The sequence below is a fragment of the Phycicoccus sonneratiae genome (assembly GCF_016887965.1).
Taxonomy (GTDB): domain Bacteria; phylum Actinomycetota; class Actinomycetes; order Actinomycetales; family Dermatophilaceae; genus Phycicoccus; species Phycicoccus sonneratiae.
In genome coordinates, this window is the sequence record NZ_JAFDVD010000009.1 from 127168 (window position 1) to 147418 (window position 20251).

General features: G+C 74.1%; 20 protein-coding genes and 1 tRNA gene. 6 read left to right on the forward strand and 15 right to left on the reverse strand.

Translation table 11 applies throughout. The features are described from left to right. The first annotated feature begins 11 nt into the window (after positions 1-11). Positions 12-155 carry a hypothetical protein gene (locus tag JQN70_RS09640; RefSeq protein ID WP_204131118.1) on the forward strand — a complete coding sequence of 48 codons (144 nt, stop codon included), beginning with the start codon at positions 12-14 and terminating at the stop codon, positions 153-155. 21 nt (positions 156-176) lie between these two features. Here the strand turns inward: JQN70_RS09640 and prmC are convergent, their stop codons facing one another. The 7 genes from prmC to JQN70_RS09675 all read right to left on the reverse strand — a co-directional run bounded on the left by prmC (position 177) and on the right by JQN70_RS09675 (position 6894). Continuing rightward, the gene (gene prmC, locus JQN70_RS09645) at positions 177-1055 is read right to left on the reverse strand and encodes a peptide chain release factor N(5)-glutamine methyltransferase (RefSeq protein ID WP_204131119.1); all 879 of its coding nucleotides are present in this window, start codon (positions 1053-1055) and stop codon (positions 177-179) included. After that, positions 1052-2128: a peptide chain release factor 1 gene (prfA, locus tag JQN70_RS09650; protein ID WP_204131120.1), complete on the reverse strand. Its 1077-nt coding sequence runs from the start codon at positions 2126-2128 to the stop codon at positions 1052-1054. Before prfA ends, prmC begins: the two co-directional genes overlap by 4 nt. Positions 2129-2216: 88 nt before the next feature. Next, positions 2217-2432, reverse strand: coding sequence for a 50S ribosomal protein L31 (rpmE, locus tag JQN70_RS09655; RefSeq protein ID WP_204131121.1), 216 nt, complete (start codon positions 2430-2432; stop codon positions 2217-2219). A 157-nt stretch (positions 2433-2589) separates the two neighbouring features. Then, positions 2590-4017: a sensor histidine kinase gene (locus tag JQN70_RS09660; protein WP_204131122.1), complete on the reverse strand. Its 1428-nt coding sequence runs from the start codon at positions 4015-4017 to the stop codon at positions 2590-2592. Continuing rightward, positions 4014-5462 carry a glycosyltransferase family 2 protein gene (locus tag JQN70_RS09665; protein ID WP_204131123.1) on the reverse strand — a complete coding sequence of 483 codons (1449 nt, stop codon included), beginning with the start codon at positions 5460-5462 and terminating at the stop codon, positions 4014-4016. Before JQN70_RS09665 ends, JQN70_RS09660 begins: the two co-directional genes overlap by 4 nt. Beyond that, the gene (locus JQN70_RS09670) at positions 5459-6511 is read right to left on the reverse strand and encodes a HEAT repeat domain-containing protein (protein ID WP_204131124.1); all 1053 of its coding nucleotides are present in this window, start codon (positions 6509-6511) and stop codon (positions 5459-5461) included. Before JQN70_RS09670 ends, JQN70_RS09665 begins: the two co-directional genes overlap by 4 nt. Further along, positions 6508-6894: a response regulator transcription factor gene (locus JQN70_RS09675; RefSeq protein ID WP_307835902.1), complete on the reverse strand. Its 387-nt coding sequence runs from the start codon at positions 6892-6894 to the stop codon at positions 6508-6510. Before JQN70_RS09675 ends, JQN70_RS09670 begins: the two co-directional genes overlap by 4 nt. 178 nt (positions 6895-7072) lie before the next feature. On the opposite strand from JQN70_RS09675, the gene JQN70_RS09680 reads away from it, so the two are divergent. Further along, positions 7073-7927, forward strand: coding sequence for an LLM class flavin-dependent oxidoreductase (locus JQN70_RS09680; RefSeq protein ID WP_204131125.1), 855 nt, complete (start codon positions 7073-7075; stop codon positions 7925-7927). A 63-nt stretch (positions 7928-7990) separates the two neighbouring features. Here JQN70_RS09680 and rho read toward each other — a convergent pair whose 3' ends face one another. The 7 genes from rho to JQN70_RS09715 form a co-directional block, all read right to left on the reverse strand. Next, positions 7991-9739, reverse strand: a complete 1749-nt coding sequence (gene rho / locus JQN70_RS09685; protein ID WP_239111387.1) for a transcription termination factor Rho — start codon at positions 9737-9739, stop codon at positions 7991-7993. A gap of 291 nt (positions 9740-10030) precedes the next feature. Further along, complete coding sequence (gene thrB, locus JQN70_RS09690; protein ID WP_204131127.1) at positions 10031-10957, reverse strand: homoserine kinase; 927 nt, start codon at positions 10955-10957, stop codon at positions 10031-10033. A 5-nt stretch (positions 10958-10962) separates the two neighbouring features. Further along, a complete protein-coding gene (thrC, locus tag JQN70_RS09695) occupies positions 10963-12066 on the reverse strand; it encodes a threonine synthase (RefSeq protein ID WP_204131128.1) in 1104 nt (367 codons plus the stop codon). 2 nt (positions 12067-12068) lie between these two features. Then, positions 12069-13382 carry a homoserine dehydrogenase gene (locus JQN70_RS09700; protein ID WP_204131213.1) on the reverse strand — a complete coding sequence of 438 codons (1314 nt, stop codon included), beginning with the start codon at positions 13380-13382 and terminating at the stop codon, positions 12069-12071. A gap of 29 nt (positions 13383-13411) precedes the next feature. Then, positions 13412-14851 carry a diaminopimelate decarboxylase gene (gene lysA / locus JQN70_RS09705; RefSeq protein ID WP_204131129.1) on the reverse strand — a complete coding sequence of 480 codons (1440 nt, stop codon included), beginning with the start codon at positions 14849-14851 and terminating at the stop codon, positions 13412-13414. A 10-nt stretch (positions 14852-14861) separates the two neighbouring features. After that, positions 14862-16508: an arginine--tRNA ligase gene (gene argS, locus JQN70_RS09710; RefSeq protein ID WP_204131130.1), complete on the reverse strand. Its 1647-nt coding sequence runs from the start codon at positions 16506-16508 to the stop codon at positions 14862-14864. A 10-nt stretch (positions 16509-16518) separates the two neighbouring features. After that, entirely contained in the window at positions 16519-16947 is a 429-nt protein-coding gene (locus tag JQN70_RS09715; protein ID WP_204131131.1) for a response regulator, read from the reverse strand. 67 nt (positions 16948-17014) lie between these two features. Between JQN70_RS09715 and JQN70_RS09720 the strand changes: the two genes are divergently transcribed. After that, a tRNA-Arg gene (locus JQN70_RS09720) sits at positions 17015-17086 on the forward strand. Positions 17087-17176: 90 nt separating this feature from the next. Here the strand turns inward: JQN70_RS09720 and JQN70_RS09725 are convergent. Beyond that, positions 17177-17797, reverse strand: a complete 621-nt coding sequence (locus JQN70_RS09725) for a maltokinase N-terminal cap-like domain-containing protein (protein ID WP_204131132.1) — start codon at positions 17795-17797, stop codon at positions 17177-17179. A gap of 153 nt (positions 17798-17950) precedes the next feature. Here JQN70_RS09725 and JQN70_RS09730 point away from each other — a divergent pair, with 153 nt between their 5' ends. The 3 genes from JQN70_RS09730 to JQN70_RS09740 all read left to right on the forward strand — a co-directional run bounded on the left by JQN70_RS09730 (position 17951) and on the right by JQN70_RS09740 (position 20221). Continuing rightward, positions 17951-18511, forward strand: a complete 561-nt coding sequence (locus tag JQN70_RS09730; protein WP_204131133.1) for a GNAT family N-acetyltransferase — start codon at positions 17951-17953, stop codon at positions 18509-18511. Between the two features lie 127 nt (positions 18512-18638). Then, positions 18639-19457: an ABC transporter ATP-binding protein gene (locus JQN70_RS09735; protein ID WP_204131134.1), complete on the forward strand. Its 819-nt coding sequence runs from the start codon at positions 18639-18641 to the stop codon at positions 19455-19457. Beyond that, positions 19454-20221: an ABC transporter permease gene (locus JQN70_RS09740; protein ID WP_204131135.1), complete on the forward strand. Its 768-nt coding sequence runs from the start codon at positions 19454-19456 to the stop codon at positions 20219-20221. The genes JQN70_RS09735 and JQN70_RS09740 overlap by 4 nt, the downstream gene beginning before the upstream one ends. Positions 20222-20251: the final 30 nt, after the last annotated feature.

Here is a 20251-nt window from a genome sequence, read left to right on the forward strand (position 1 = left end):
GCCAGCCTAGGGTGCCCGTCCGGCGCGGCCGGCAGGCAGGAGGGCGGCGCACCGGGCAGGATGCACCCATGCAGCGCTTCTCGGGCCTGGTGTGGACCGGCGTCGGTGTCCTCGTCATCGTCGCCGTGCTCTGGTTCGTCCTGCCCCGGGTCTGACCCCGCGGTCAGACGCCGCGGTCAGCGGGGTGCCCGGACGGCGACGGTCGCCCGCGGCCGTCCGGTGAGGTCGGGGTGGTCGACGACGTCGACCCAGTCCCCGGTCGCCCGCAGGCCGGCCGGCAGGGTCTGGCCCTGGGTGTCGGCGTGCTCCATGACGAGGACGCCGCCGTCGCGCAGCAGCTCGGCCGCGCGGGCGGCGACGGCCAGCGGCACCCCGAGCCCGTCGGCGCTGCGGCCGTAGAGCGCGACCTCGGGGTCGTGGTCGCGGACCTCGGGGTCGAGCGGGACGGCACCGTCCGGGATGTACGGCGGGTTGCTGACGACGACGTCGACCCTGCCCTCGAGTTCGGGGAACGCGCTCGTCGCGTCGCCGAGCCGCAGGTCCACCTCGTGCTCGAGCGACCCGGCGTGGCGGCCGACGTTCCGCTCGGCCCACGCGTGCGCGTCGGGGGACAGCTCGACGGCATGGACCCGCGCGCCGGGCACCTCGTCGGCCATCGCGAGCGCGATGGCGCCCGACCCGGTGCAGAGGTCGACGACCACCGGGGAGCGACCCGCCGCTCGGGCCGCGTCGATCGCGAGGCCGGCCGTGACCTCCGTCTCCGGTCGCGGCACGAACACCCCGGGCCCGACGGACAGCGCGAGGTTCCTGAAGAACGAGCGGCCGGTGAGGTGCTGCAGCGGGACCCGCGCGAGCCGCTCCTCCACGAGGTCGTCGAACCGCAGGACGTCCCGCTCGACGACGGGGGTCCGCAGGATGCCCCGCATCCGCACCTCGCCGTGGTCGACACCGAGGACGTGCGAGAGGAGCTCGACGGCGTCGGCGTCCGGCGAGGCGATGCCGGCCGCCGTGAGCGCGGTCCGGGCCCGGGCGAGGAGGACGTCGGTCGACGTCATCGGTCGGCGATCGCGGCGAGCCGGGCGGCCTCGTCGGCGTCGACGGCCGACTGGACCACCGGGTCGAGGTCACCGTCGAGGACGGCGTCGAGGTTGTGCGCCTTGTAGCCGGTGCGGTGGTCGCTGACCCGGTTCTCCGGGTAGTTGTACGTGCGGATCCGCTCGGAGCGGTCGACGGTGCGCACCTGGCTCGCGCGCGCGGACGCGTCGGCGGCGTGCCGCTCCTCCATCGCCTGCTGGTGGAGGCGGGCGCGCAGGACGCGCAGCGCGGCCTCCCGGTTCTGCAGCTGGCTCTTCTCGTTCTGGCACGAGACGACGAGGCCGGTCGGCAGGTGGGTGATGCGCACGGCGGAGTCGGTGGTGTTGACGCTCTGGCCGCCGGGCCCGCTCGAACGGAACACGTCGATGCGCAGGTCGTTGGGGTCGATGGTCACCTCGACCTCCTCGGCCTCGGGCATCACCCAGACGCCGGCGGCCGAGGTGTGGATGCGGCCCTGGCTCTCGGTGACCGGGACGCGCTGCACGCGGTGCACGCCGCCCTCGAACTTCAGCCGGGCCCACGGTGCCTCGCCCGGCTGCGGCACCCCGCGGGACTTCACCGAGACCCGGACGTCCTTGTAGCCGCCGAGGTCGGACTCGGTGGCGTCGAGGACCTCGGTGCGCCAGCCGCGGCGCTCGGCGTGGCGCAGGTACATCCGGAGCAGGTCGCCGGCGAAGAGCGCCGACTCCTCGCCGCCCTCCCCCGCCTTGACCTCGAGGATGACGTCGCGGTCGTCCTCGGGGTCGCGCGGCACGAGCAGGCGGCGCAGCCGGTCCTCGGCCGCGGCGAGCGCCTCCTCGAGGGCCGGCACCTCCTCGGCGAACGCGGCGTCCTCGCGGGCCAGCTCGCGGGCGGCCCCGAGGTCGTCGCGCGCCGCGACCCACGCGGCGTGGGCGGCGACGGTCGGCCCGAGCGCGGCGTAGCGCTTGGCGACCTCGCGGCTGCGGTCGGGGTCGGAGGCCACGGCCGGGTCGGCCATCTCGCGCTCGAGGGCGGCGTGCTCGTCGACGAGCGCCTCGGCGGACTCGATCACGGCGACCTCCTCGGGCGCGGTCGGGACGGGGTGGAGACACGGACGCGCCGGCCCGCCCGCAAGGGGTCGGACCGGCGCGTCGGAGGTGCTACTTGGCGGCCTTCTTGCCGTAGCGGGCCTCGAACCGGGCCACGCGGCCACCGGTGTCGAGGATCTTCTGCTTGCCCGTGTAGAACGGGTGGCAGTTGCTGCAGACGTCGGCGTGGATGACGCCGTTGGCCGCGGTGCTGCGCGTGGTGAACGTGTTGCCACAGGTGCAGGTGACCGTGGTCTCCACGTAGTCCGGGTGGATGTCCTTCTTCACGATTCTCTCCTTGACTGATACCGGGTCGACGGGTCCAGCACGGTGCTGCAAACCCTTGGCGCCCCGACTGCGACCCTCGTGGGGAGGTCGCTCAGGAAACGCGTCACTGCCGTGAACCGGTCCAGCGCTCAAGTGTGCCAGAGATGCACACGGTGTCCTAAACGGTGCCGAGGCCCCCGGCATTCCCCGCCGGACCCCGCACGGCGGCCGCCGCGTCGACCGGCAGCCGCACCCGCACGGTGGTCCCCTCCCCCGGCACCGAGGTGATGGCGAGGTGCCCGCCGTGGCGCTCGACGGTGCCCCGGACGATGGCCAGGCCGAGCCCCGAGCCGGGGATCGCCGCGGCCGTCGCGTTGCCGGCGCGGAAGAAGCGCTCCGAGAGCCGACCGAGGTCCTCCGGCGGGATGCCGATGCCGGTGTCGGTCACCTCGAGGACGACCTCGTCCGCCGCCGAGCGCGCGCGCAGCGACACCGCGCCGCCGGCCGGGGTGAACTTCACGGCGTTGCCGAGGATGTTGAGGACGGCCCGCTCGAGCTGGCCCGCGTCCCCGTGCACGACGAGCCCGGTGCTCCAGCCGGCGCCGAGGCCGACACCGGCGCGCTCGGCGGTCGGGCGCAGCACCTCGACGCACGAGGAGAGGACCGCGCCGAGGTCGACCCGGGAGGCCTCGAAGGAGAGGCCGCCGGTCTCCATCCGGTGGAGGACGAGCAGGTCCTCGATGAGCCCGCGCAGGCGCTCGGCGTTGCGGTCGATGACGTCGAGGGCGTTGGCCTGGGTCGGCGTCACCTCGCCGAGGTCGCCGTCCTGCAGCACCTCGAGGTAGCCGCGGATCGAGGTGAGCGGGGTGCGCAGCTCGTGGCTGACCGTCGCGAGGAAGGCGTCCTTGTACTCGTCGAGCGCCCGGAGCTCGCGCATCTGGAGGTCCTGCACCTCGAGCAGCCGCTGGTGGACGATGGCCTGCGCGACGACGGCCGAGAGCTGCTCGACCACGCGGACCTCGTTCCCCGACCACTCGCGGGTGCGCCCGACGGTGAGGCAGCCGAGCAGCCCGAGCCCGCGCTCGGTGATGCCGACCGGCACGAGGAGCAGGCCGCGCGCACCGGTGAACCGCCGCAGCTCGCCGACGACGGCGTCCTGCCGGCTCCCCGGCGCGAGCAGGTCGGGCAGCACGAGGCGCTCGCCGTGGAGCAGGTCGTGCGACACCGGCTCGACGAGGTCGACGAGCTGGGTCGGCGGCAGCGGCAGCGCGGCGAGGTCCGCGCGGTGCCACTGCTCCCACTTCCGCAGCTGCCGGTCGTCGCCGAGGGTCAGCAGGACCACCCGGTCGACGCCGATGTCGCGGCCCAGCCGGCCGCAGGCCCGGCGCAGCGCACCGGCGAGGTCGCGGGTGTCGTGCACCGCGCGGGCGACGTCGACGACGAGGTCGTGCAGGCGGAGGGCGTCCTCCTGCTCCTGCGCGAGGGCCGCGCGCTCCTGCTCGAGGACGGCGCGCTCGGCGGCGACCCGTCGGCGCTGGACGACGACGAGGGCCACGGCCGCCAGGAGGACGAGCGCGGCCGCGACGGCGAGCTGCACGCCGGTCACGTCGTGCCCTCCTCGAAACCGGCGCGGGTCATCACGCCCCACACCTGCTGGCGGCCGCGCAGGCTGGCCCACCAGCCCTCGAGGCGCCACCACACGGTCATCTGGCGGTAGCCGACGTTCTCGAAGACGGTGGCGGCGACGGCGACGACGAGGTCGCGCCAGCGGTCGTAGCGGTGGAAGGCCCACTCCTCGACCGACATGGCCGCGAACGTCACGACGACGGCGTACCCGTAGGAGACGGCGAGCAGCAGGAGCGCGTACTTCACGTTGACGGCACCGAAGAGCAGCCCGAGCGGGACGACGACGAGCCCGACGATCTCGAGCACCGGCGCGAAGAGCTCGAAGGCCCAGTAGTACGGCAGGCCCAGCCAGCCGACGCGGCCGTACCGGCGGCGGAAGAGCATCCCCCGGTAGGCCCAGAGCGTCTCCCAGAGGCCGCGGTGCCACCGGCTGCGCTGGCGGCGCAGGACGGCCGTCGTGCTCGGGACCTCCGTCCAGCACACCGGCTCGGGGACGAAGACCATCCGGTACTCGCGGCCGGCGTCGCGCATCATCCGGTGCACGCGCAGGCACAGCTCGAAGTCCTCGCCGATGCTGTCGGGGTCGAGGCCGCCGGCGGCGATGACGACGTCGCGCCGGTAGACGCCGAAGGCCCCGCTGATGAGCAGCAGGGTGCCGATCGAGGCCCAGCCGGTGCGCCCGATGAGGAAGCTGCGCAGGTACTCCATCACCTGGGCGCGGGCGAGCCACGAGCGCGGCATCCGGAGGCGGACGAGGCGCCCGGCCGTCACCGTGCTGCCGTTGACGGCGCGGACCGTGCCGCCGGCCCCGACGACGCGGTTCGGGTCGTCGATGAACGGCTGCGTGACCCGGATGAGCGCGTCCGGCTCGAGGATGGAGTCGGCGTCGATGATGGCGATGATCGGCTCGCGCGCGGCGTTGATGCCGGTGTTGATCGCTTCCGAGCGACCGGAGTTCGTCTTCGTCACGACGAGCAGCCGGGTGTGCCCGTTGCGGGGCACGAGCGTGCCGGTCACCTGCGCGCGCACCGGGATCTCACCGGTCGCCCGGGCCGGCAGCGGGACGAGGTCGAAGGCCTCGACGAGCGCGGCGAGCATCCCGTCGGTGCTGCCGTCGTCGACGACGACCACCTCGTGCTGCGGGTAGCGGAGGGCGAGCAGGGCCCGCACCGAGGTGACGATGAGCGTCTCCTCGTTGTACGCCGGGACGATGACGGAGACGCCGGGGGCCATCTCGCCGGCGGTGAGGTCGCGGCGGGTCTCCTTCTCGCGCATGTGCCGGCGGAACCCGCCCGCCGCGAGCACGACGAGGACGAGGTAGGAGGTGTTGATGAGGAGGAAGTAGGCGAAGACCACCGGGGCCGTCACGCCGAAGAACGCGGTGAGGACCGCGTTCCCGACGTCGTGGACCTCGGGCCAGGTCACACCGCCACCCCCGTGAGCCGGGCGTGGGTCAGCTCGGCGCCCGCGGCCGGCAGGTGCGCGTGGCCGACGAGGGCGGCCCGCCCGACGGCCCCGAGGCCGAGGAGGGAACGTGCGGCGGCCTCGGCGACCTGCGACGTGGGGTCGGCGAGCAGCCGGACGAGCACCGGGACGGCCTGGGCCAGCCCGATCTCCCCGAGGGCCTGGGTGGCGGCCCGGCGCAGCTGCTGCGGGTGGAAGTGCACGGTCGCCGCGGCGATCGCCCCGACGTCCTGCGGCCGGCCGACCTTCCCGAGGGCGGTCACCGCGGCCGAGGCGACGGTGAGGTCGTCGTCCTGCTCGACGAGCTCGACGAGCAGCGGGGCCGCGGCCCGGACCCCGCCCACCCCGCAGAGGTGCGCGGCGACGGTGCGGGCCCTCGGGGAGCCCTCGGCCAGCGCCCAGAGCAGGGCCTCGCCGGCGTCGTGCCCGAGGCCGACGAGCGCCTCGGCGGCGTCGCCGACGTGGATCCCCTCGAGCCGCAGCGCGTGGAGCAGGGGGCGGGCCGCGCGGGGGTCGCCGATCCGCCCGACGGTGCGCGCGGCCTGCGCACGCACGCGGGGCGACCGGTCCTCGAGGGCGGCGATCGCGACGTCGGTGCCCCGCCAGTCGCGGCAGCGGCCGATGAGGTGGAGGGCTCGCTCGCGGCGCACGGCCGACCAGCTCGTGGCGTCGCGGGCGGCCCGGTCGAGGACGCCGTGGGTGCGCAGGAGGTCGACGAGCTGCTCGGCCGCCTCGCCGCGGACCTTGCCGAGCAGCCGGACGACGAGGTCGTCGAGGTCGCGACGGGCGCGGCCGCGGACGCCGGCGAGGGTCGCGAGCATGGCCCCGTCGTCGGTGTCCTCCCCCGTCGCGACGAGGAGGACGGCCGCACGCAGGGGCGCCACGCGGCGCTCCCCCGCCCGCTCGCGGAGGGTGCGGTGCAGCTTGAGGCCGACGATGGCGCAGGCCATGAGCAGCGAGGCCGCCGCGAGCCCCGGTCCGGCGACGGCGACGAAGCCGCCGATCGTCATCGTCGCGGTCTGCCGAGGATGCCGTTGACGCGGTGCACGAGCTCGCGCGGGCTGAACGGCTTGACGACGTAGTCGTCGGCACCGACGGCGAACCCGGCGTCGACGTCGACGTCCCGGGCCCGCGCGCTGAGCATGAGGACGGGCACGTGCACCTGCTGGTGCTCCCGGATCTTCAGCAGCACGTCGATGCCGGAGAGGCCGGGCATCATCACGTCGAGGACCATCGCGTGCGGGGGGTCGCTGACGAAGACGTCCCACGCCTCGAGGCCGTCGCCGACGCAGACGACGTCGTAGCCGGCCTGCTGGAGCTTGAACTCGACGAGGTCGCGGATGTCCGCGTCGTCGTCGGCGACGAGGACCCGGGGTCGGGGCAGGGTGTCCACCGGGGCTCCTCTCGGGGGTGGGCGGGCGAGCCGGACGGATCATGGACCGCGTCGGAATCTAGGGACGCCACGCCGACGGGCAAAAGATTCCCCGGCCGATGATGACCGAACGGTGGAGGCCGTCCTCACCCGCTCAGCGCGGCGGGCGGGTGTCGGCGCACGCGGCTACGGTCGGCGGATGAGGTACGGAGCGGTCATCCCCTGGGCCACCGAGCGCGAGTTCGTCGAGCTCGCCGTCGTCGCCGAGGAGGCCGGCTGGGACCAGGTCTTCTCGTGGGAGGCCGTGTGGGGGCAGGACGCCTGGGTCACGCTCGGCGCCGCCGCGACGGCCACCGAGCGCATCCGGCTCGGGACCCTGCTCACGCCGGCCGCGCGGTACCGGCCGTGGGACCTCGCCTCGCGCGTCGCCTCGGTCGACCGGCTCTCCGGCGGGCGCGTCACCCTCGGTGTGGGCCTCGGTGCGCTGCACGGCAACTGGCTGACCTTCGAGGCCGACGAGGGGCGCGCGGTGCGGGCCCGGCGCCTCGACGAGGGGCTCGCCGTCTACGCGGGCCTCATGGGCGGGCAGCCCTTCGAGTACAGCGGCGAGTACTACGGCGCCCGCCCGGTCACCGAGCTCGTGCCACCCCCGCCGGTGCAGAGCCCGCACCCGCCGGTCTGGTGTGTCGGGATGCTCGTGCCGGGCCGGTCGCGGCAGCGCTCGCTCGAACGGGCGGCCCGCTGGCAGGGCGTCTTCCCGGCCGTGGCCGGCGGCAGCCTCGAGGACCCCGGCTCGCGGCTCACCCACGACACCCTCCACGAGCTCGTCGAGCGCATCGCCACGCTGCGCGCCGAGGCCGGGCAGACGATGGACGGCTACGACGTCGTCGTCGAGGGCGACAGCCACGGGTCGTTCGGCGAGACACGTCCACCGGTGCAGGCCTGGGCCGACGCCGGCGCCACGTGGTGGGTCGAGTCGTGGTGGGACCTGCCCGACTCCCCCGAGGGCCGCACCGAGCTGCGCCGCCGCCTCGCGCTCGGTCCGCAGCGCTGACGCACGACGCCCCCGGTCCGCGGGTGCGGTCCGGGGGCGTCGTCCGTCGAGGGGACGGAGCCGTCAGGCGTCGTCCTCGTCGTCGAGCTTGATCGAGCTCGTCTGCTGGACCTGCATGAGGAACTCGTAGTTGTTCTTCGTCTTGCGGAGGCGGTCGAGGAGCAGCTCGATGCCCTGCTGGCTGTCGAGCGCGGCGAGCACGCGACGCAGCTTCCACATGATCTTCAGCTCCTCGGGCGCGAGGAGGATCTCCTCGCGCCGGGTGCCCGAGTTGTTGACGTCGACCGCGGGGAAGATGCGGCGGTTGGCCAGGCCACGGTCGAGCTTGAGCTCCATGTTGCCGGTGCCCTTGAACTCCTCGAAGATCACCTCGTCCATCCGCGAGCCCGTCTCGACGAGTGCGGTGGCGAGGATGGTCAGCGAGCCGCCGTTCTCGATGTTGCGCGCGGCGCCGAAGAACTTCTTCGGCGGGTAGAGCGCGGCCGAGTCGACACCACCGGAGAGGATGCGCCCGCTCGCGGGGGCCGCGAGGTTGTAGGCGCGCCCGAGCTTGGTGATCGAGTCGAGGAGCACGACGACGTCGTGGCCCATCTCGACGAGGCGCTTGGCGCGCTCGATCGCGAGCTCGGCCACCGTCGTGTGGTCGTCGGCGGGCCGGTCGAAGGTCGAGGAGATGACCTCGCCCTTGACGGCGCGCTGCATGTCGGTGACCTCCTCCGGACGCTCGTCGACGAGGACGACCATGAGGTGGCACTCGGGGTTGTTCGTCGTGATGGCGTTCGCGAGGGCCTGCATGACCATCGTCTTGCCGGCCTTGGCCGGGGCGACGATGAGCCCGCGCTGGCCCTTGCCGATGGGGGCGACGAGGTCGATGATCCGCGTCGTGATGATGCTCTGCTCGGTCTCCAGGCGCAGGCGGTCCTGCGGGTAGAGCGGCGTCAGCTTGCCGAACTCGGGGCGCCGGCGGGCGTCGTCCGGGCTCATCGCGTTGACGGTGTCGAGCCGCGCGAGCGGGGTGTACTTCTGCCGGTTGTTGCGCGAGCCGACGGTCTGCTGCTGCGGCTCCTCGCCCTCGCGGGCGGCCTTGATCGAGCCGGTGACGGCGTCGCCCTTGCGCAGGCCGTGGCGCTTGACCATCTGCATGGGGACGTAGATGTCGCTGCTGCCGGGCAGGTAGCCGGTGGTCCGCACGAAGGCGTAGTTGTCGAGGATGTCGAGGATGCCGGCGACCGGCACGAGGACGTCGTCCTCGTGGATCTGCGGCTCGTTCTCGGCCTGCTGGCCGCCCTCCTGGCCGCCGCCCTGACGACGCTTGTCGCGGTTGCGGCCCCGGTTGCGGCGACGGCGCCCGCCGCGGCCCTCCTCGTCGTCGTCGCGACGCTGCTGGTTGCCCTGCTGCTGGCCGCCCTGGGCGTTGCCCTGCTGGCGCTCGCCCTGCTGCTGGCGGTCGGGGCGCTCCTGGCGGTCGCGGCCCTGCTGCTGGTCGCGGTCGCCGCGCTCGCGGCCCTGCTCTCGACCCTGGCGGTCGCGGTCGGAGCCGTCGCGACCCTGCGGCTCGCCCCCGGAGCGACGCTCCTCCCGGCGCTCGGGACGCTCCTCGCGGGCGCCCTCCTCGCGGGCGGGGGCGCTGTCGTCACGGCGGGTGGCCGGGGCCTCCGCGCGGCGCTCGCGGCGCGGACGCTCCTCGGACGCCGGGCCGCTCTCGCCGTTCTGGCGGGCCCGGATGGCGGCGACGAGGTCGCCCTTGCGCATCTTGGCGGTACCGCTGATGCCCATGCTCGAGGCGAGGCCCTGCAGCTCGGCGAGCCGCATGGCGGACAGCGCGCCGGAGCGGCGCGCTCCCCCGGCTGCCGCCGAGGCCTCGAGGGTGGTGGTGTCTGTCACGAAGGATCCTTCCCCTCGTTCGTGGACCGGCTCGGACGGCCGGTCTGGTGGAAGTGACCACGCCCGGGCGAGCGGCCGTGACGGCCGGGTGCTCAGCCCGAGGGGCGTGGGGGGCGTCTGCCGCAGGCAACGGGCCGTGGGGCCCGGCATCGGCTGCGGACGCGCTCCCACAGTACCACCGCAGGTCCGTGACGAGGGACGACACGGACGAGCGCGGGATCAGCCCTCGTCGAGGACCTGCACCGAGGTGCCCTGCTGCGGGATCCCCGGGGTGAGCACGCGCCAGCCGTCCGGGGCGTGGCGGCGGGCGGCGTCGACGCGCTCGCGCCGGGCGAGGACGAGGACGGACGGCCCGGCCCCCGAGATCGCGGCCGCGTGACCGTCGGCCCGCAGGGCGTCGACGAGGTCCATCGAGGCCGCGTACGAGCCGCGCCGCGCCTCCTGGTGCAGCCAGTCGCGCGTCGCCTCGACGAGGTGCTCGGGCGCCGAGGCGAGGGCGTGCGCGAGCAGCGCCGCCCGGGCCGAGTTGGCCGCGGCGTCGGCGAGCCGGACCTGCTGCGGCAGCACCGAGCGGGCGCGCGCGGTGGACAGCTGGGTCTCCGGTGCGAAGACGACGGGCTCGACGTCCGGGTGCACCGGCAGGCGGACGGTGGTCGTCGCGTCGCCCTCGGTCCACGACAGCGTGACGCCGCCGAAGACGCTGGCCGAGGCGTTGTCCGGGTGGCCCTCGAGCCGGGCGGCCAGCGAGTTGGCGGCGGCGAGGTCGACGTCGCCGCCCCGCCCCGCGGAGGCGGACGCGAGCCCGAGGGCCGCGACGATCCCGGTGACGATGGCGGTGGCGGATGAGCCCATTCCCCGGCCGTGCGGCACCGCGTTGACGCACTCGAGGCGCAGGCCGCCGGGTGGCTCGACCCCGGCCTCGGCCCAGGCGGTGCGCATGGCGCGGTGCACGAGATGGGTCTCGTCGAGCGGCACCGCACCGGCGCCCTCTCCCTCGACCAGCACGACGAGGCCCGGTGCCTCGGTGACGGTGACCCGGCACGCGTCCCACACCCCGAGGGCGCACCCGACGGAGTCGAAGCCCGGGCCGAGGTTGGCGCTGCTCGCCGGGACGCGCACCTCGACGGCGACGCCCGGCCGCAGCACCCCGGTCACCCCTCGAGGCCGAGGGCGGCCGCGACCGAGTACGCGTCGACGGGGACCCGGACGGGCTCGACGTCGGAGCCGTGCGCGGTGCGCAGGGCCCACTGGGGGTCCTTGAGGCCGTGTCCCGTGACGGTGCAGACGATCGTCGCGTCGGCGGGCACCCGTCCGGCACGGTGCATCTTCAGGAGCCCGGCGATGCTCGCGGCCGACCCGGGCTCGACGAACACGCCCTCCGTGGAGGACAGGAGCCGGTGCGCCTCGAGGATCTCGTCGTCGGTGACCGAGTCGATGAGGCCGCCGGACTCGTCACGTGCGGCCTCGGCCTGCTTCCACGAGGCGGGGTTGCCGATGCGGATGGCGGTGGCGACGGTCTCGGGGTGGTCGACCGGGTGGCCGAGGACGATCGGCGCCGCCCCGGCGGCCTGGAACCCCCACATCTGCGGGCGGCGGGTGGCGACGGGCTCGAGCAGCCCACCGCCCAGACCCGTTGTGGCAGAGGCGTACTCGGTGTAGCCCTTCCAGTAGGCCGTGATGTTGCCGGCGTTGCCGACCGGCAGGACGTGGATGTCCGGGGCGTCGCCGAGCGCGTCGACGACCTCGAAGGCCGCCGTCTTCTGGCCCTCGATGCGGGCCGGGTTGACCGAGTTGACGAGCTCGACGGGGTAGGACTCGGCGAGCTTGCGGGCCACGGTGAGGCAGTCGTCGAAGTTGCCCTCGACCTGGATGAGGGTGGCGCCGTGGGCGATCGCCTGGCTCAGCTTGCCCATCGCGATCTTGCCGTCGGGCACGAGCACGGCACAGGTCATCCCCGCCTTGACGGCGTAGGCGGCGGCGCTGGCGCTCGTGTTGCCGGTGCTGGCGCAGATGACCGCCCTGGCGCCCGCGAGCTTGGCCGCCGAGATCGCCGCCGTCATCCCGCGGTCCTTGAAGGACGCGGTGGGGTTGAGCCCCTCGTACTTGACGAGGACGTTGGCCCCCGTCGTCGCCGAGAGGTTCTCGCACGGGATGAGCGGCGTGCCGCCCTCGTGGAGGGTGACGACCGGGGCGCCCTCGAGGCTCGGGAGGCGGTCGGCGTACTCGCGGATGACTCCGCGCCACTGGTGCGCCACGGTCAGGCTCCTTCCACGCGCATGACGGAGGCGACGTCGTCGACGGCGTCGAGCGCCGCGAGGGCGTCGACGGTGGCGGACAACGCGGCGTCGCTGGCCCGGTGGGTGACGACGATGAGCTGCGCCCGACCGTCGCCCTCGGGGTCGACCTGCTGGCGGACGGTCTCGATGGAGACGCCGTGCTCGGCGAAGGCGGCCGCCACCTGGGCGAGCACCCCCGGGCGGTCGGCGACGTCGAGGCTGATGTGGTACCTCGTGACCGCCCGGCCCATGTCGACGACCGGCAGGTCGGCGTAGGCCGACTCCCCCGGCCCGCGCCCCCCCGCGACCCGGTGGCGCGCGACGGCCACGACGTCGCCGAGGACGGCCGAGGCCGTGGGGTCGCCGCCGGCGCCGCGGCCGTAGAACATCAGCTCACCGGCGGCCTCGGCCTCGACGAACACCGCGTTGAAGGCCTCGCGGACGCTGGCCAGCGGGTGCGACCTCGGGACCATCGCCGGGTGCACGCGGACGCTGACGGCGTCGGTGCCGTCGGCGGTGACCCGCTCGCAGATGGCGAGCAGCTTGACGACGCAGTCGTTCTCGCGCGCGGCCCGGATGTCGGCCGCGGTGACCTCGGTGATGCCCTCGCGGTGCACGTCGGCCGAGGAGACGCGCGTGTGGAAGGCCATGCTCGCGAGGATCGCGGCCTTCGCGGCGGCGTCGAAGCCCTCGACGTCGGCGGTGGGGTCGGCCTCGGCGTACCCGAGGGCCTGGGCCTGCTCGACGGTCTCGGCGAAGCCCGCGCCGGAGACGTCCATCTTGTCGAGGACGAAGTTCGTCGTGCCGTTGACGATGCCCATGACCTTGCGGACGTGGTCGCCGGCGAGGGACTCCTGCACCGGCCGGAGGATGGGGATGGCGCCGGCGACGGCCGCCTCGTAGTAGAGGTCGACGCCGTGCCGTGCGGCCGCCTCGAAGAGGGTCGGCCCGTCCTCGGCGAGCAGGGCCTTGTTCGCCGAGACCACCGACGCGCCGTGCTCCATCGCGCGCAGGATGAGGCCGCGGGCGGGGTCGATGCCGCCGATCACCTCGATGACGACGTCGGCGCGGGTGACGAGCTCGTCGGCGTCGGTGGTGAAGAGCGAGGGGTCGACGGGCACGTCCGGCCGCGGCCGGCCGGGGCGGCGGACGGCGATGCCGACGAGCTCGAGGGGTGCGCCGGCCCGGGCGGCGAGGTCGTCGGCCTGCTCGAGCAGCATCCGCGCGACGGAGGAGCCGACGACGCCGCAGCCGAGCAGGGCGACGCGCAGCGGGGCGCCGGGTTCGTGGGCCATCGGGGGCTGGGTCTCCTCGGTCTCGGGGCTCACGCGTCCGCCACGTCGAGGGCGAGCAGGTCGTCGATGGTCTCACGACGGACGATGACCCTGCTCTCCCCGTCGCGGACCGCGACGACGGGCGGGCGGGGGGTGTGGTTGTACTGGCTGGACAGGCTGCGGCAGTAGGCCCCGGTGCCGGGGACCGCGACGAGGTCGCCGGGCCGGGTGTCGGCCGGGAGGTACTCGTCGAGGACGACGATGTCGCCGCTCTCGCAGTGCCGGCCGACCACGCGCGCGAGCACGGGCTCGGCGGTGGAGGCGCGGTTGGCCAGCGTGCACGAGTAGTCGGCCTCGTAGAGGGCCGGGCGGGCGTTGTCGCTCATCCCGCCGTCGACGGCGACGTAGGTGCGGGCGTGGCCGCCGCCGAGCTCGACGCGCTTGACCGTGCCGACCTCGTAGAGGGTGAAGGTGCTCGGGCCGACGATGGCCCGCCCCGGCTCGACGGAGACGCGCGGGACCCGGCTGTTGTCGCCGTCGCCGAGGGCCTTGAACTCGCGCTCGACGATGTCGGCCATCGCCTCGGCGAGGACGGCCGGGGGCAGCGGCGTGTGCTGCGAGGTGTAGGCGATGCCGTAGCCGCCCCCGAGGTCGATCTCCGGCATCGGGACGCCGTGCTCGGCCTCGACCTGCGCGTGGAGGCCAACGAGGCGGTGGATGGCCGCCTCGAAGCCGCCGGTGTCGAAGATCTGGCTGCCGATGTGGCTGTGCACCCCGCGCAGGTCGACCGCGTCCGGATGGGCCAGCAGCCGGGCGACGGCCTCCATCGCCTGGCCGCCGGCGAGGCTGAAGCCGAACTTCTGGTCCTCGTGGCCGGTGGCGATGAACTCGTGGGTGTGCGCCTCGACCCCGACGGTGACGCGGACCATCACCGGGGCGCGCACCCCGAGCTCGGAGGCGAGGGCGACGACCCGGTCGATCTCGTCGAAGGAGTCGACGACGATGCGCCCCACCCCGTACTCGAGGGCGTCGCGCAGCTCGGCGACGGTCTTGTTGTTGCCGTGGAACGCGATCCGCTCCGGCGGGAAGGCCGCCCGACGGGCCACGGCCAGCTCGCCACCGGTGCAGACGTCGAGGTACAGGCCCTCCTCGTCGACCCAGCGGGCGACCGCCGTGCAGAGGAACGCCTTGCCGGCGTAGTAGACGTCGGCCCCACCGAACCGCTCGAAGGAGGCCCCGAAGCCGTCGCGGAACGCCCGTGCGCGAGAACGGAAGTCGTCCTCGTCGAGGACGTAGGCCGCGGTGCCGTGGCGCTCGGCGAGCGTGACGACGTCGACGCCGGCCACCGTGAGCCGGCCCGCGTCGTCGCGCGTCACCGACCCCGCCCAGAGCTGCGGCAACAGCTCCATGACATCACTCGGGTACGGCAGGTAGAGCGGGGGTCCGCCGTAGCCCTCGGCGTGGAGGGCGCCGGCCTCGTGGGCGCGCACCGGCCGGCTCCTACATCCGCTCGGGCGCCGAGACGCCGAGCAGGTCGAGGCCGTTGGCGAGCACCCGGCGGGTGGCGTCGTTGAGCCACAGCCGCGTCCGGTGGAGGTCGGTGACCTCCTCGTCGGCGTTCATCGGGCGCACGCGACAGGTGTCGTACCACTTGTGGAAGCGGGCGGCGAGCTCTTCGAGGTAGCGCGCGACGCGGTGCGGCTCGCGCAGGTGCGCGGCCTGGGCCACGACGCGCGGGAAGTCGCCGAGGACCGCCAGCAGCGCGGCCTCCGTGGGGTCCCCGAGCAGCGAGGCGTCGAAGCCGTCGGCCCGGTGCACGCCGTCCTCGGCCGCGAGCCGCGCGACGTTCGCGGTCCGCGCGTGGGCGTACTGCACGTAGAAGACCGGGTTGTCGTTGGTCTGCTTGCGCAGGTCCTCGCCGTCGAGGCTCAGCGGGCTGTCGGCCGGGTACCGCGCGAGCGAGTAGCGGATGGCGTCGGTGCCGATCCACGAGATGAGGTCGCGCAGCTCGATGATGTTGCCGGCCCGCTTGGAGAGCCTGGCGCCGTTGAGGTCGACGAGCTGGCCGATGCGGACCTCGATGTTGTGCTCGGGGTCGTCGCCCGCGCAGGCCGCGATGGCCTTGAGCCGGTTGATGTAGCCGTGGTGGTCGGCGCCGAGGAGGTAGATCTTCTCGTCGAAGCCGCGGTCCTTCTTGGACAGGTAGTACGCGGCGTCGGCGGCGAAGTAGGTGGGCTCGCCGTTGGCCCGGACCAGGACGCGGTCCTTGTCGTCGGTGAAGTCGGTGGTGCGCAGCCAGACGGCGCCCTCGGCGTCGAACACGTGACCCTGCTCGCGCAGCCGGGCGACCGCCTGCTCGATGGCGCCGCCGTCGTGGAGCTCCTTCTCGGAGAACCAGACGTCGAAGTGCACACCGAAGTCGGTGAGGGTCTCCTGGATGTCCCGGAGCTGCGCGGCGTAGGCGAGCTCGCGGGCGACGGCGAGGGCCTCCTCGTGCGGCAGGTCGACGAGGTCGGGACGCGCGGCGAGCGCCGTGGCCGCGAGGTCGTCGACGTACTCACCGGGGTAGCCGCCCTCGGGGGTCGGCTCGCCCTTGGCCCGGGCCAGGACGGACGCCGCGAACTTGTCCATCTGGGCGCCGGCGTCGTTGATGTAGTACTCGCTCGTCACCGTGGCCCCGGAGGCCGCGAGCTGCCGGGCCATCGCGTCGCCGAGCGCGGCCCATCGGGTGTGCCCCAGGTGCAGGGGCCCGGTGGGGTTGGCCGAGATGTACTCGAGGTTGATGACGTGGCCGGCCTCGGACTCGTTGCGGCCGTACGCCTCCCCCGCCTCGACGATGCTGCGGGCCAGCTCGCCGGCGGACGCGGCGTCGAGGGTGATGTTGAGGAACCCCGGCCCGGCGACGTCGACGGCCTTGACGCCGCCGACCCCGGCGAGGTGGCCCGCGAGGGCGGTGGCGAGGTCGCGCGGGTTCATCCCCGCACCCTTGGCGAGCTGGAGGGCGACGTTGGTGGACCAGTCCCCGTGGTCGCGGTTCCGCGGACGCTCCACCCGGACCTCGTCGGGCACGGTGACGGCGAGGTCACCGGAGTCGACGGCGGACTGGAGGGCGCCGCGGATGGCGGCCGAGAGCTCTTCGGGGGTCACCCGGGCAAGTCTACGGACGCCGCGTCGGGCCCCGACCGGCCGCCGCGAGGCGTGAGACGGTCGCCACGAGCTCGTCGGGGTCGAACGGCTTGCTGACGTAGGCGTCGAAGCCGGCCCCGCTCACCTCGGGGCTCACGAGGTCGGAGGCGGTGGCCGTGACGAGGGCGACCGGGACGTGGTCGAGGCGGGGGTGGGACCGGATGGCGGCGATCGCCCACCAGCCGTCGTAGGGGGCCATCTGCGAGTCGAGGACGACGACGTCCGGGCAGCGCTGTTCGAGGTCGATGAGACGCGACATCGCCTCGTGGCCGTCGGCCGCCTCCTCGACGGCGAAGCCGGCGAGCTCGAGGTTGATCCGGAGCAGCCGTCGGATCGCCTCGGTGTCGTCGCACACGAGGACGAGGGGCGCGGCTCCGGGGTCCTCCGACCCGGATTCCATGCACCCCAGCGTAGGCTGCTAGCCTCTCCGAGCGCCGCGGTTTCGTGCCGCGTCGCCGGTTTTGCCCGCCCCCGTAGCTCAGGGGATAGAGCACCGCCCTCCGGAGGCGGGAGCGTAGGTTCGAATCCTACCGGGGGCACGAAACGAAGGGCCCGGTCCTCAGGCGCGCAGCGCCGTCGGACCGGGCCTTCGTCGTCGCGGAACGCGCGGTGACGGACCGCTCGGGCACTCAGCCGGTGACGACGACCAGGCGGTACCGGCTGCCCCCGGCGAGGCGGCCGGTCAGGGCCGGCCCGGGTGGCGCCTCACCCAGCCGGCGCACGACGGTGAGTGCGACGCCCGCGGCGGTGACCGTCGTCCGGTCCGGCCCGTCCACCGCGGACACGGGCCGTAGGGGGTCGTGGCGCGGCACGTCCGCGACCCCCTCCCCCGAGGCCGTCGCGTCCGGTGGGCGCTCGACCTCGGTCCCGTCGGAGCGCCGCACGGTGAGCTCGGCCTGGCGGCCGCCGGAGCGGATCGTGTCGAGCACGGTCGCGACGAAGACAGGGTCGGCGCACGCGTCGTACACGTACCGGGTGCCGAGCACCGAGTGCTCCATGGTGCCGAGCAGGCTCGCGTCGGAACCGGCCAGCGAGGTGTCGCGGTAGGTCAGAGGGACGAAGAGGGTGGACCCCGACGCCGACCCGAGGAGAAAGCACTCCATCCCCACGGTTCCCCTCGGGTCATCCAGCCGGAAGGACCCCGCCGGCCCCCGCTCGTCCGAGCCGTCCCACCACGGCCTCGTACGGAGCCACGGGGTGACGAGCTCGTCCTTGCGGGGCGAGATCGTCGCCTCGTGCAGCAGCGCCATCCGTCCACGCTAGCGGCCGGCGCGGACGGTGCGTGCTCCGAGAACTCACTCGCAGCGCACGCCGACGGCGACGGTGACCGTGACGGCGGGCCCTCCCGGGGCACGACGGGAGCCGCGATTGCCGTGCCGCGGCGGGTCCGCGACGATCGCCGGGTGGACGCCCCGAGCCTGACCGCCGACCCGCTGACCCTCCGGGCGCTGCGGCCCGAGGACCGCGCGGCCCGCCGCCGGCACGGGTGGCACGCCGAGATCGAACGCGCGTACGGCTCGTCGACGGGCACCCGGGCGATGACCGACGACGAGCTCGAGCGCTGGTCCGCGAACTGGGAGCGGGGGGCGTCGGAGCCGAACCGCATCCACTGGGTCCTCGACGTCGGCGGCGAGGCCGTGGGGGCCGCCTTCCTCCACGGCGTCGACCCCGTCGACCGCCGGGCCCGCTACGCCGTCGGGCTCTACCACCCCTCCTGGCTGGGTCGCGGGCTCGGGCGACGGGCGACCCGGCTCGTCCTCGGGTACGCGTTCGGCCCACTCGGGCTGCACCGGGTCGACCTGCGCGTCCTCGACGACAACCACCGGGCCCGCGCCACCTACCGTGCCTGCGGCTTTGTCGAGGAGGGGCGGGAGCGGGAGACCTGCTTCCTCGACGGTCGCTGGCACGACGACGTGGTCATGGCCGTGCTCGAGCACGAGTTCGACTCCTCCACAGCCGGATAGCCGACCGGGCGCCCCTCCTTCCACGGCGACGGACCTCGGGCCTCGCCGCGTCCGGGCCGGCCGGCCGAGGCTGCCCGGGAAACCGCGCTTGACCTTGACGCAGCGTCAACCCTCCACGCTCTGTGCCATGACCACAGAACACGCCATCCGGACCGTCGGGCTGACCAAGTCCTACGGTGACCACCAGGTGCTGAGCGGCGTCGACCTCGACGTCGTGCCGGGCACCGTGCACGCCCTCCTCGGCTCGAACGGGGCGGGCAAGACGACGGCCGTGCGGATCCTCTCGACCCTCCTGCGGGCCGACGGCGGCTCCGCCACCGTCGACGGGCACGACGTCGCCACCGAGGCCGACCGCGTCCGCGCGTCGATCAGCCTCACCGGCCAGTTCGCCGCGGTCGACGAGGTGCTGACCGGCCGCGAGAACCTCGTCCTCGTCGGCCGGCTCCGCCGCGTCGCGGACGCCGGCGCGGTCGCGGACGGGCTGCTCACCCGCTTCGACCTCGTCGAGGCGGGGGGCCGCAAGGTGTCGACGTACTCGGGCGGGATGAAGCGCCGGCTCGACATCGCGATGAGCCTCATCGGCGACCCGGCGGTCCTCTTCCTCGACGAGCCGACGACCGGCCTCGACCCGCAGGCGCGGATCGAGGTGTGGCGCACCGTCAAGGAGCTGGCCGGCCGTGGAACGACGGTCCTGCTCACGACGCAGTACCTCGAGGAGGCCGAGCAGCTGGCCGACCGCATCTCGATCCTCCACGAGGGCCGGATCATCGCCGAGGGCACGCTCGCCGAGCTCAAGCGGCTCTTCCCCCCGGCGACCGTCGAGTACGTCGAGAAGCAGCCCTCCCTCGAGGAGGTCTTCCTCGCCATCGTCGGCCACTCCCCCGCGGCCCCCGCCGCCTCCGCGCCGACCGCACCCACCACGACCCCCGAAGGAGCCCAGCGATGAGCACCCACGTCGTCGGCGAGACCGCCGTCCTCACCCAGCGCTCGCTGCGCCACGTCCTGCGCAGCCCCGACACGATCATCACGACGGCGATCACCCCGATCGCGATGCTCCTGCTCTTCGTCTACGTCCTCGGCGGCGCGATCGAGGTCGGTGGCAGCCGGAGCGACTACGTCGACTACCTGCTGCCCGGCATCCTCGTCATCACCATCGCCTCCGGCATCGCGTACACGGCCTTCCGGCTCTTCACCGACGTCACCGGGGGCATCGTCGAGCGGTTCCGGTCGATGCCGATCGCCCGCTCGGCGGTCCTGTGGAGCCACGTCCTCACGTCGGTCGTCGCCAACCTCGTCTCGCTCGCCCTCGTCGTGCTCGTCGCCCTGCTCATGGGCTTCCGCTCGAGCGCGGGCCTCCTCGGCTGGCTCGGGGTGCTGGGCCTGCTCGTCCTCCTCACCCTCGCGCTCACCTGGCTGGCCGTCATCCCCGGCCTCACCGCGACCTCGGTCGACGGCGTGAGCGGGTTCTCCTACCCGCTGATCTTCCTGCCGTTCGTCAGCTCGGCCTTCGTGCCGACCGACGGGATGCCCGGCCCTGTGCGCTGGTTCGCCGAGCACCAGCCGGTCACCCCCGTCGTCGACACCCTGCGCCACCTGCTCGCGGCCGAGCCCGTGGGCAGCGAGGGGTGGCAGTCGGTCGCCTGGTGCGTCGGGCTGCTCGTGCTCGCCTACGTCCTCGCGATGCGCACCTACCGCCGCAAGACCGCCTGACCCACCCACCACCACACCAGCCACCGAGAA